Origin of the sequence: Sorangium sp. So ce362 (genome assembly GCF_051519845.1) — a bacterium.
GTDB lineage: Bacteria > Myxococcota_A > Polyangia > Polyangiales > Polyangiaceae > Sorangium.
This window is the reverse complement of the sequence record NZ_CP150332.1, coordinates 1,121,992-1,133,627: the sequence shown is the minus strand read 5'-3', so window position 1 is coordinate 1,133,627 and position 11,636 is coordinate 1,121,992. Positions and strand designations below refer to the sequence as shown.

At 72.3% G+C, this 11,636-nt stretch carries 8 protein-coding genes and 1 pseudogene; 6 read left to right on the top strand and 3 right to left on the bottom strand.

The features are described from left to right. Positions 1-105 precede the first annotated feature (105 nt). Positions 106-306: pseudogene (locus WMF17_RS04505) on the top strand (NAD-dependent epimerase/dehydratase family protein); the annotation flags it as partial. A gap of 16 nt (positions 307-322) precedes the next feature. Next, positions 323-505 carry a hypothetical protein gene (locus WMF17_RS04500; RefSeq protein ID WP_437648301.1) on the top strand — a complete coding sequence of 61 codons (183 nt, stop codon included), beginning with the start codon at positions 323-325 and terminating at the stop codon, positions 503-505. A 460-nt stretch (positions 506-965) separates the two neighbouring features. Here WMF17_RS04500 and WMF17_RS04495 read toward each other — a convergent pair whose 3' ends face one another. The 3 genes from WMF17_RS04495 to WMF17_RS04485 form a co-directional block, all read right to left on the bottom strand. Next, positions 966-1,301, bottom strand: coding sequence for a DUF6968 family protein (locus tag WMF17_RS04495; RefSeq protein WP_437600722.1), 336 nt, complete (start codon positions 1,299-1,301; stop codon positions 966-968). A 1,060-nt stretch (positions 1,302-2,361) separates the two neighbouring features. Continuing rightward, complete coding sequence (locus WMF17_RS04490) at positions 2,362-3,777, bottom strand: sigma-54-dependent transcriptional regulator (protein ID WP_437600721.1); 1,416 nt, start codon at positions 3,775-3,777, stop codon at positions 2,362-2,364. After that, positions 3,774-5,261 carry a sensor histidine kinase gene (locus tag WMF17_RS04485; protein ID WP_437648299.1) on the bottom strand — a complete coding sequence of 496 codons (1,488 nt, stop codon included), beginning with the start codon at positions 5,259-5,261 and terminating at the stop codon, positions 3,774-3,776. Before WMF17_RS04485 ends, WMF17_RS04490 begins: the two co-directional genes overlap by 4 nt. 267 nt (positions 5,262-5,528) lie before the next feature. On the opposite strand from WMF17_RS04485, the gene WMF17_RS04480 reads away from it, so the two are divergent. The 4 genes from WMF17_RS04480 to WMF17_RS04465 are packed head-to-tail and all read left to right on the top strand — an operon-like array spanning position 5,529 to position 11,431. Then, a complete protein-coding gene (locus WMF17_RS04480; protein ID WP_437648298.1) occupies positions 5,529-6,422 on the top strand; it encodes a hypothetical protein in 894 nt (297 codons plus the stop codon). A gap of 1 nt (position 6,423) precedes the next feature. Further along, positions 6,424-7,092 carry a hypothetical protein gene (locus tag WMF17_RS04475; protein WP_437648296.1) on the top strand — a complete coding sequence of 223 codons (669 nt, stop codon included), beginning with the start codon at positions 6,424-6,426 and terminating at the stop codon, positions 7,090-7,092. Then, positions 7,089-8,276 (top strand): efflux RND transporter periplasmic adaptor subunit, encoded by a 1,188-nt coding sequence (locus tag WMF17_RS04470; protein ID WP_437648294.1) that lies wholly within the window; start codon positions 7,089-7,091, stop codon positions 8,274-8,276. Before WMF17_RS04475 ends, WMF17_RS04470 begins: the two co-directional genes overlap by 4 nt. Positions 8,277-8,284: 8 nt before the next feature. Continuing rightward, complete coding sequence (locus tag WMF17_RS04465) at positions 8,285-11,431, top strand: efflux RND transporter permease subunit (RefSeq protein ID WP_437648292.1); 3,147 nt, start codon at positions 8,285-8,287, stop codon at positions 11,429-11,431. Positions 11,432-11,636 lie beyond the last annotated feature (205 nt).

The window sequence follows — 11,636 nt, the reverse complement described above, 5'->3', positions numbered from 1 at the left end:
CCTCCTGCGCGCCGCCAGGTTTCACGGGACGTGCAGAAGGCGAGGAGGCGTCCTGTGTCGGATCGAATCATCGAACGGAACTCCAGCATTTCATGAAACCGGAGCATTCAGGTTGCGAGCGTCGCCATCAACCGCCTCGTTCAGGGCTCGGCGCGGCAGGGCGTCCGCGGCGTCGTCATCTGCCCGCCGATGTTCTACGGGCGGGGGACGGGCTCGAAGCGCGCCTCCATCCAGGTGCCCGCGCTGATCCATCTGTCGCTGGCCCAGCAGGCCGGCGTGCACCTGGGCCGCGGGCTCAATACCTGGTCGAACGTCCACATCGATGATCTGGTGGACCTCTACTCGCTCGTCATCGCCCGGGCGCAGGCCCGGCGACTTCCGCTTCGCCGAGGCGGGCGAGGCCCGGTTCCTGGACATCGCCGCCGCCATCAGCCGCATGCTCGGGTACGGAGGGAGGGAGCACCGTCTCCTGGCCGATCGCCGAGGCGATCGGCGCCTTCGGTGAGAATGCGGGCCGCTACAGCAGGGTGTCCAACAGCCGCGTGCGCGCCACGCGAGCACGCCGGCTCGGATGGGCGCCGAAGCGACAGCTCTCACCGTGTCTTTTTGGTGGAGGCGACGGGATTCGAACCCGGTGACGAACCTGCGAGGCGCATGCGCGAGAGATACGGCGGAAGCCGCGTCGGACGCGTCGGAGCGGAATCAGCAGCCGTCGAGGGCTCAGTTCCTCTCGTATACCCGAGTGCCCTCTCGTGGAGCCTCGTGCCCGGACGGCGGGGCACACGGAGGTCACACGGCATGACGAACCCGGGGGGCCGCCGGTAATGCAGCGGGGAGGTGGGCGCTGGTGAGAGATCCGCACAGGACGTATTAACCGCAGAGGACCGGCACGAGCTGATCTCGCCGGCCGGTGCTCGACGTCCCGATCCGGGGTCGGCGCTGTGTCGAAGACCCTCGCGTAGCCACTACTCGGAGCGGGGCTTGCCTGGTGTCGGCTTCGTCAGTTGCGGAATAGACGGAAACCAGTGCCAGTCGTCCTCATGCGCACTCACCTGGCCCAATGCACTGAGACCGTCCATTAGGATCGGTATCATGTGCAACGCACCATACAAAGCTTGAAAGGCGTCGAGCCCTGACCCATGAGAGCGCGTGACTTCGCCATCCGGTCCTCGGATTTCAAAATCAACTTCCCATCCGCGCTCATGCCTGAACTCCGGCTTCCACAGCAGAACACGGATCGCTTGTTCGCTACCGTCCGGCCGCTTCAGCGTGAGCTCTCGCTCTGCGATGGGGAGCTGCATGCGCCGATGGTGCCACCGTCCTCAGCATCGTCAAGCGTCCGTCCTCTGCATACTGCAAGACACCTGCCGTTGCCGAACGTGCGTGCTCTCCCGCAGACTTTTCGGTGCTTAGGTGGAATTCTCTCCGAGCAATACAGATCCCATCGTTCATTGAGCGTTCTGCAGGCGTTTTCGCAAGTGACAAATCGGCAGGCTGCCACAGCCTTTGCGCGACCTTCGTTGTGCTCGGCATGGCATTGCCGTTTGGTCTTGGGAGGTGCCACCAAAGCGCCGCACATGAGTTGCCACACGTCCGCTCCATCGTTTACTGCGTTGTCGCATCGCCCTTGTGGTGTACGTTCGGGTTCCAGCCCCTCAGCTGTGACCGATCCAGGTCGAAGAACAAATAACAGCGTGAACACTACGAGCGCGGCTTTGAGCATCAACTGCCCCCGCTCGCCTATATGAAGCGCCCGTGGGAGAGCGGAAGGGGCGTGCCGATGTGTAGCGTACCTTGGCTCAGTACGTGCGTCCTCATGAGAGCGCCTGGCTATGTTGCCGAACTCGAGGATCGGCAGAAATTTGGACAGCCCGAGGCCGTCTGCCCCTCGCGGGGGGCAGGTGCCTGCGCGGCGTCCACCATGCTGCCGCAGTCGGATGAGCGGAGCGGTTCGCCGTTGTTGATCGTGCAGTGTACGCAGATGTGGCTGCCGGCTACGGTCGCGCGAACCGCGTAAGATGCCGGGCGCAACTTGCTGGGCGGTGAGCTCGACGCCAGGTCGGTCCGCCGCGTGGCCGCAATGGATCAAGGTGAGCAGGCTGGTGAAGCAGCGCGCGAGCTGGAGCGTAAGGCGAAGCCACGCCGTCTGTGACCACGCCGGTCACAAGGAACGTGTGCGGCAGCTCCTCCGGGGCGCCCCCGAAGCCCGTGCCGATGCTCACGAAGGGGGTCGTCACGGACGTCGCGCCGGCGCCGCCCTGCCCGGCCGGCGAGGCGACGCCTCCGCGCACGCGCCGCCGAGCAGGCCGGCGAGGAGCGCCCCCGCGACCCTCGTCGCTCCGGGACGGTCCATCGCTCGCCTCAGCTCTTCGCGCCGTCCGCGCCCCGGCGCTCCTCGCGGAAGTCGTCGGCGGACAGGCCGCAGCGGCGGAGCAGCCGGTAGAAGCTCTCGCGCTCGACGCCCGCGTGCGCGGCGGCCTTCAGCACGTCGCCCCGGAAGCGGCGCATCACGGCCTCCAGGTAGCGGCGGTTCATCTCCTCGCGCGAGGCGTCGACCGCCTCGCGGTACGAGAGCTGGGCAAGGTCGATGTCGCTCGAGCTCGTGAGCCGCAGCGGGCTCGCCCCCTGCACCTCGGGCGGCAGCGACTCCAGCCGGATCTCGCCCGCCGTCTCGACAACGAGCGCCCGCTCGACAGCGCTCTTGAGCTCGCGCACGTTGCCCGGCCAGCGGTACGTCTGGAGCGCGCTCATCGCCGCGGCCGAGAACCCGGTCACCGCCGACCGCGACTGCGGCGCCCGCTCGGCGAGGAACCGGTGCGCGAGCAGCGGGATGTCCTCGGCGCGGTCGCGGAGCGGCGGCAGCTCGATGACGCAGACGTTGAGCCGGAACCAGAGATCCTCGCGGAAGGCGCCCGCCTTGACCATCGCCCGGAGATCGCGGTGCGTCGCGCTGATGAGCCGCACGTCGACCTTGCGCTCGCGCGACTCGCCGATGCGCCGCACCGCCCGCTCCTCGAGCACGCGCGTGAGCTTCGCCTGGACCGTCGGCCGGAGCTCGCCGATCTCGTCGAGGAACAGGGTGCTCCCGTGCGCCTCCTCGAAGAGGCCCGCGCGGTCGGCGACGGCGCCCGTGAACGAGCCGCGGGCGTGGCCGAACAGCTCGCTCTCGATGAGCGAGCGCGGGATGGCCGCGCAGTTGACGGCGATGGGGCGGAGCGACGCGCGCGACGAGTGCTCGTGGATGGCCCGCGCCACGAGCTCCTTGCCGGTGCCCGTCTCGCCGAAGATGAGCACGGTCGCGTCCGTGGGCGCCACGCGCTCGATGATCGTGTAGAGGGCCCGCATCGCGGGCGAGCGCCCCGTCATGGCCGCGAAGCCCTGCGCCTCCGGCGCGCTCGGCTCGCCCTTCAGCACGGCCGCCTGCGCCGTCGCCCGCTCGACGAGCGCGCGCAGCTCGTCCGGATCGAACGGCTTCATCACGTAGTCGTAGGCGCCCTCGCGCATCGCCTGGACCGCGGTCGGGACCGACGCATACGCGGTCATCAGGATGAACGGCACCCCGGGCCAGCGCGCGCGCACCGCCCGCAGCACGTCGAGCCCGTCCCCGTCGTTCATGCGCAGATCGCAGAGCACCGTTGTGACCGGCTCGGTCTCAAGGACCTGGAGCGCCGTCCGCACCCCCCGCGCCGTCAGGACCCTGGCGCCCTTGCCGAGCACCTTCGAGAGCAGCGTCAGCATGTTCGCCTTGTCGTCCACGACGAGCACCGTCGGCTTCATGCGCGCTCCTGGCTCTCCCTTGCTTCGTCGACGAGGACGCCCGGCAGCTCGACAACGAACCGGGAGCCGCCCCCCGGCCTGGGCTCCGCCCGGATTGTCCCGCCGTGCGCGGTGACGAGACCATAGCAGACCGCGAGACCGAGTCCGGTGCCGTCGCGGCGGGTGGTGAAGAACGGCTCGAACAGCCGCTCGCGCGCCTCGTCGGGGACGCCGGCGCCCCGGTCGAGGACCTCGATGAGGTATCCGCCGTCAAGCCGCCTCCCGCGCACGACGATCTCCTCGTCTCCCGCGGTCGCCTCGCGCGCGTTGGCCACGAGGTTGACGACGACCTGCCGGATCCGGAGCGGATCCACGGCGATGAAGGCCGGCTCGGCGTCCACGCAGAGGCGCGGGTCGCCGCGCCCGGGCGGGCCGTCGCAGTGCGAGGCGGCGTCCCGAAGGAGCTCGTCGGCCTGCACGCGGCGCGGCGCGAGGACCGGCGAGCGCGCGTACATGAGCAGCTCCTCGGCGATGTGCTGGCAGGCCGCCGCCTCCTCGTCGAGGATCGAGAGCTCCTCGCGGAGCTCGGGCGTCCCTGCCTCCTTCACCATCGTCTTCACGTAGCCGCGGATCACGGCGATGGGGTTGTTGATCTCGTGCGCCACGCCCGCGGCGACGCGCCCGACCGCCGCGAGCCGCTCCGAGGCGACGAGGCTGGCCTCGGCGCGCGAGAGCGCGTCCAGCATGCGGTTGAACGCGTCGGCGACCGCCGCGAGCTCCACGGCCGCGACCGGCTCCACGCGCGCGCTGCGATCCCCCGTGGCGACGCGCTCGGCCACGCGCTCGAGCGAGGCGAGCGGCGTGGAGAACGAGCGCCAGAGGTTGCGCCCGGCGATGAGGGCGAGCGCGGCGGCGAGCGCGCAGACGGCCGTCGCGAGGATCAGCGCGAACCGGATGAACTGCTCGGCCCGGCGCTCCGCGGCGAGGGCGCGCTCGTCGTAGTGCCGCGCCAGGCGGTCGGCGTGCTCGGTCATGCGGTCGACGAGCGCGTTCGCGCGATCGTGCGCGTGGTGGACAGCGTGCCAGTCCTGCCTGTCGATCGCCGGGAGGATCTCCTTCGCGAAGAGCTCGCTGAGCTCGCGGCTCGCCCTGCCGATGTCGTCGAGCTGCGCGGCCGCCTCGGCCTCGAGGCTGGGCCGCAGCTCGGCGAGCTTGTCGCCGAGCTCGCTCACCCAGGCGTCGTGGTGCGCGACGTGGGAGCGGTCGCGCAGGATGATCGTGTGGGCCTCGTGGATGTACTGCTCGCGCGCGGTGACGCTGAGGAGCGCGGCCCGGCGGGACGCGACCTCGAGGTCGTGCGCCTCCAGGATCGCGCGGCGGGACGCGAGGCCCGTGAGCACCGTGGCGGCGCCGCTCGCGACCACCAGGGCGACGAGGAGGCTGATGACCAGGAGCAGCCGGCGGCGGAGCCGATAGAGGCGCTGCGGAGCGGGAGGCGGAGCCATGGCCGAGGACACCGCCGGCCGCGTCGCAAGCCGCGTACCGGGGCCGCGAGAGGCGCGCTCGGCCCCGATCCGGCCGGGCGACGCGCTCGCCGATCCCGGCGAGGGGGCGATCTGTGACCGAGATGGTCACAACGGGGTGACCCTGGAGGTCACTGAGAGGGCGATCTGCAGCACCGGAGCGCGGGATCCGCGCGTGTGGCGTCTTGGCGCGCTCGTTGCTCGGGGGCATGCTCTCCCGGGCAAGAACCTCGGCTCCAGGAAAGCACGATGCGCCAAATCCTTTTCTCATTGCTCGTCTCGATCCCGCTCCTGGCCTGTTCCACGAAGGAGGCGCCTGGCCACGACCACGCGAAGGCCGGCCCAAAGGAGGGTCCCGCGGCGGCGCCCGCGCCCCACGACCACGTCGCGAGCGAAAAGCGCCCTCACGCGGATCACAACCCCCGCCACGGAGGCCTGGTCACCATGGAGGGCGACAACCACGTCGAGGTCGTTGTCGGGGCCGACGGCGCCGTCGACCTCTACGTGAGCGACGCGGTGCGGACGCCGATCCCGCCGAAGGACGTGGCCGGCACCATCACGATCGAGCCGAAGGGGAAGGAGAAGAAGACCCTCCCGCTCGCGCCGGACGAGGCGAAGGGGTCGCTCTCGGCGAAGGGCCCGGCGCCGGACAAGGCGGATTACACGTGGGATCTGAAGGTGCGTGGCGCGCCGATGAAGATGACCCTCACGGTGCCGGCCGGAGGCACGGCGGCCTTCGCCGACACGCCGGCGCATCACCCGACCGGAGAGCACGCCCACGGCTCGCCCCACGGCGGCGTCGTGCAGTCGCTCGGGGACGGCCACGTCGAGGTGAAGCTCGAGAAGACCGGCGACATCACGGTCTGGATGCTGGACGCGGGCGAGAAGCCCCGCTCGGCGAAGGGCGTCACGGCGAGCCTCCGCCCCGTCGTCGCGGGGGCGAAGGAGGTCCAGCTCGCCTACGACGAGAAGGCCGACGTGCTCCGGGGCAAGGTCGATCCGGTCCAGCAGGATCACCTGGACGGGGTGCTCAGCATCACGCCGGCCGGGGGCGCCGCGGCCTCGCTCCGGTTCGCGTTCCACCTCGAGGGGCACGGCCACACGGGGCACGAGGGGCACGGCCACGACGGGCACGGGCACTGAGATGACGACCCCGCGGCACCGGCGAAAGCGGGGCGTCGCTGCCGCCGCCCTGGCCGCGGCGCTCGCGCTCTGCGCGGCGGCCCCGCGCGCCCTCGCGCACGGGGGCGAGGACCACACGGCGCCCGCCGCGCCGCGCGCCGCGAGCACCGGGACGGAGCACGTCGTGTCGGGAGAGACAGCGAGGTTCTCGGTGGTCGTGAAGTACCCGGCGCGGAACGCGGAGGGCACGCTGCCCGCGCGCGTCTACGTGGCCCGCGCCGACTCCAGCGCGCCGGTCGAAGGCGCGCGCGTCCGGCTCGAGCTGAAGGGCGGGCTGACCTTCGCCGCCGACGCCGCGAAGACGGGCGCGGCCGGCGTGTACGAGCTCGCCCTCCCCGCCGCCGCCCCGGGGACGACGGCCAACGGGGTCGTGTCGGTCGAGGCCGGGGACGCGTTCGACCTCGTGATCGTCGGCGATCTCCGCTTCGGCGCCGCCCCGCCCACCGCGGCGCCGCCCGCGGCGCCGCCGGCCCCGGGGGTGCCCGCCGGCAGCCTCGCCGTCGGCGCGGGCGCGCTCGCCGTGCTCAGCGGCGCGCTCGGCTATGCGCTCGGGCGGCGCGCGCGGAGGAAGCCGCCTGCGGGGAGCCAGCCTCCGGAGGACCGGCCCGCGCTCTCGCAGGTGGCCTCGTGAGCCGCGCGCGCCCGCTCACCGTCGGCGCCGTCGCCTCGGCGCTCGCCGTCGCCTCGGCGCTCGCGGCCTTCGGCCTCGCAGAGCGCGTCGACGCGCACGGGGGCGAGGATCACGGCGCGCCGGCGAGGCCGGCCGCGGCGACGGCGGCGGATCCGAACGTGGCCCAGGTGCCGATCGAGACGCAGTTCCTCCTGGGGCTCCGCACCGAGCGCGCGCGGCGCGGGGCGCTGGCGGCGGGGCTCGGGCAGATCGGCACGGTGATCGCGCGCCCGGCCGGCGAGCTCGCCGTGGTCGCCCCGACGGCCGGCCGCCTCTTCCCGCCCGAGGGCGGGTTCGTCCGGCTCGGCGACGAGGTGAAGAAGGGGCAGCCGCTCGCCACGCTCAGGCCGAGCCTGGGCGGCGCGGAGAGCGCGCAGCTCGGGCTGTCGCGCAGCGACGCCGCGTCCCGGGTCGCGGTCGCCGAGGCGCGGCTCGGCGTGGCCGAGCGCGAGCTCGCGCGGCGCCGCGAGCTGCGGGGCCTCGTCGCCGAGAAGGAGATCCAGGCCGCCGAGGCCGAGGTCGAGATCGCCCGGGCCGAGGCCGCGCGCGCCCGGGCGGACGTCGGGGCGCTCGCGGGCGGGTCGGGCGCGCAGAAGCTCGGCGCGACGATCGACGGCACGGTGGTCTCCGGCCGCGTGAGCCCGGGCGCCCAGGTCGCCGAGGGGACCGAGCTCTGGCGCATCGTGGATCTCGCGACGCTCTGGCTCGACGTGCGCATCCCGGAGGCGGACGCGGCGCGCCTCTCCGGCGACCGCGCCGAGGCGGCGCTCGTCGCGGATCCCGCGGCGCGCTTCGAGGCGAGGCGCCTCGCCGTCGCCGCGCTCGTCGACCCGGCGACCCGCACCGTCCAGGCGCTCTTCGAGATCGACAACAAGGACAGGCGCGCGCGGGTGGGCGCGCTCGTCCACGTCCGCATGGCCGGGGGCGCCGCCGTCGAGAGCGTTGTCGTCCCCGTGTCGGCGCTGCTCGATCGCAGCGGCGCGCCGACGGTGGTCGTGAAGACAGGCCCCGAGACGTTCGAGCTGCGCGCCGTCGCGGTCGGGCCGAGGTCCGCCGGCGCCGTGGGGATCACGGCGGGCGTCGCCGCGGGCGAGCGCGTGGTCGTCGAGGGCGCCATGACCGTCCTCCTCGCCGCGGGGGGCTAGCCGCGACGATGTTCGACGCCCTGATCCGCTTCTCGCTCAGGAACCGCCTCTTCGTCCTCGCCGCCGCGGCGTTCGTGCTCGTCTACGGGACGTACTCACTCCTGAAGCTGCCGATCGACGTGTTCCCCGACCTGAACCGGCCCACGGTCACGCTCATGACCGAGGCGCCGGGCCTCGCGCCCGAGGAGGTGGAGACGCTCGTCACGATCCCGCTGGAGCGGGCGATGAACGGCGCCCCCGGGGTCGAGCGCGTGCGCTCCACCTCGGGCGTGGGGCTCAGCGTCGTCTACGTCGAGTTCGACTGGTCCACGGACATCTACCGCGATCGCCAGCTCGTCGCCGAGCGCCTCGCCACGCTGACCGAGCAGCTGCCGCGGGGGGTCACGCCGCAGATGGGGCCCGTCGCCTCGATCATGGGGGAGATCCTGCTGATCGGGGTGCAGGGCGAGGGCGTCTCGCCGAGGGTCCTGCGGACGCAGGCCGACTGGGTGATCCGGCCGAGGCTGCTCACGATCCCCGGCGTCGCGCAGGTGATCCCCATCGGCGGCGAGGTCCGCCAGATCCAGGTGACCGTCGATCCGGCGAGGCTCGCCGCGGCGGCTGTGTCGCTCGACGAGGTCGCGCGCGCGCTCGCCGGCGCGAACGCCAACGCGACGGGCGGGTACGTCGACAGGCGGGGGCTCGAGTTCCTCGTCCGCGTGCTCGGCAGCGCCCGGACCGAGGCGGACATCGCCGCCACGGTCATCGCCGTGCGGAACGGCACGCCGGTGGCCCTGCGGCAGGTCGCGACGGTCGAGGAGGCCGCGCGGGTCAAGCGGGGCGACGGCTCGATCGACGGCAAGCCCGCGGTCATCCTGTCGGTGCAGAAGCAGCCCGGCGCCGACACCGTGGCGCTCACCGAGCGGATCGACGCGGCGGTGGCCGAGCTCGGGAGGTCGATGCCCGCCGGCGTCACCCTCGACCCGCGGCTGTTCCGGCAGGCGACCTTCATCGAGAGCGCGATCCACAACGTGGCGGAGGCGCTGCGCGACGGCGCGATCCTCGTCGCGATCGTCCTGTTCCTGTTCCTGCTCAACCTCCGGACGACCGCGATCACGCTGACCGCCATCCCGCTCTCGTTCCTCGTGAGCGCGCTCGTCTTCCGGGCCGCCGGCCTGTCGGTGAACACGATGACCCTGGGCGGCCTCGCCGTGGCGATCGGCGAGCTCGTCGACGACGCCATCGTCGACGTGGAGAACGTGTGGAGGCGCCTGCGCGAGAACCGGGCGCTCGCCTCCCCACGGCCGCCGCTCGACGTCATCCGCGACGCGTCGAGCGAGGTCCGGGGCTCGATCGTCTTCGCGACGATCCTCGTGGTCCTCGTCTTCGTGCCCCTGTTCGCGATGAGCGGCATCGAGGGGCGGCTCTTCGCCCCGCTCGGGATCGCCTACATCGTGTCGATCCTGGCCTCGCTGGTTGTATCCCTGACGGTCACACCTGCGCTCTGCTCGGTCCTCTTGCCGTCGATGAAGCAGATGAGCCACGAGGACGGCTGGCTCGTCCGCAAGCTCAAGGCCGCGGATCGCCGCGTGCTCGCTGTGTCGTTGCGGCACCCCGGGGCGGTGATGGCGGCCGCGGGCGCGCTGGTCCTCGCGGCGGCGGCGGCGGTGCCGCTGCTCGGGGCCGAGTTCCTGCCGCCGTTCAACGAGGGGACGCTCACGGTCAACGTGGTGGCCAGGCCGGGCACGTCGCTCGCGGAGTCGAGCCGGCTCGGCACGCTGGCCGAGCAGCTGATGCACGAGGTCCCCGAGGTCGTCTCGACAGGGCGGCGGACCGGCCGGGCCGAGCTCGACGAGCACGCGGAGGGGGTCCACTACACGGAGATCGACGTGGATCTCGCCGCCTCCGGGCGGGCGCGCGAGGCGATCCTCGGCGACATCCGGGCGGCGCTCGACAGGATCCCCGGCGTGGCGATCAACGTGGGCCAGCCGATCTCGCACCGGCTGGATCACCTGCTCTCGGGCGTGCGCGCGCAGATCGCGGTGAAGATCTTCGGCGAGGATCTCGGCGAGCTGCGGCGCCTGGGCAAGGCGGCGCGCGACGCGATGGAGGCCGTCCCGGGGGTGAAGGATCTCCAGCTCGAGCCGCAGGTGCTGATCCCGCAGATCGCCATCCGGGTGGACCGGGAGCGCGCCGCGCAGCTCGGCGTCAACGCGGGTCAGCTGTCCGAGCTGCTCGAGCTGGCGCTCGCGGGCGGCACCGTCACGCAGCTCCTGGAGGGCCAGCGGACCATCGATGTCGTGCTCCGGTACCCGCCGGAGCTCCGCGAGGACATCGACGCTCTGCGGCGCACGCTCGTCGACACGCCGAGCGGCGCGAAGGTCCCGCTCTCGGAGCTCGCCGACGTGACGGAGAGCGCGGGACCGAACCAGATCAGCCGCGACGACACGCAGCGGCGGATCGTTGTGTCCGCCAACGTGGCCGGGCGCGATCTGGAGCGGGTGGTCGGCGAGGTCCAGCGCGCGGTGGGCGCGATCCCGAGGCCGCCGGGCTACCACGTGACGTACGGCGGGCAGTTCGAGAGCCAGCGATCGGCGTCGCGGCTCATCGGGCTGCTGTCGATCGCGAGCCTCGCCGGGATGCTCGTGGTGCTCTATTCGCAGTTCCGCTCGTGGACCGTCGCGCTCCAGATCCTGCTGAACATCCCGCTCGCGCTCGTCGGGTCGGTGCTCGCGGTCGTCCTCACCGGCGGCGTCCTGTCGGTGGCGACGCTCGTCGGGTTCATCACGCTGTGCGGGATCGCCTCGCGCAACGGCATCATGATGATCTCGCACTACATCCACCTCATGAAGGCCGAGGGCGAGCCGTTCGGCGAGGCGATGATCGTCCGCGGCTCGCTGGAGCGCCTCGTCCCGGTGCTGATGACCGCGCTCACGGCGGCGCTGGCGCTCGTGCCGATCGCGCTCTCGGAGGGGCAGCCGGGGAAGGAGATCCTGCAGCCCGTGGCGGTCGTGATCCTGGGCGGGCTGCTGTCGTCGACGCTGCTCGATATCATGGTGACGCCGGCGGTCTTCTTCCGGTTCGGCAGGGCCTCGGCCGAGCGGCTGGCGCGCGCCCCGGAGGTCGCGAGCGGGGATACGCGTCTTCGACGAGACGCCAGGCCCGCGGAGGGGTAGCAGCCAGCGCCGCAACGCCATTCATCGACACGAGTCCGAGCGCGTCGTGTTCGACGCTGGGCTTGCACCCTCGCCTGTGGTTGAGCGTCCACACAAAAGCGGGGCGCGCTCCACGCGCGGCGTTGGCCAGGGCCCGCACACCTCACGAAAGGTCGGCAGATTTGCGTTACGTCACCTGGCATACGGGGTGCTATCCATGGGCGCC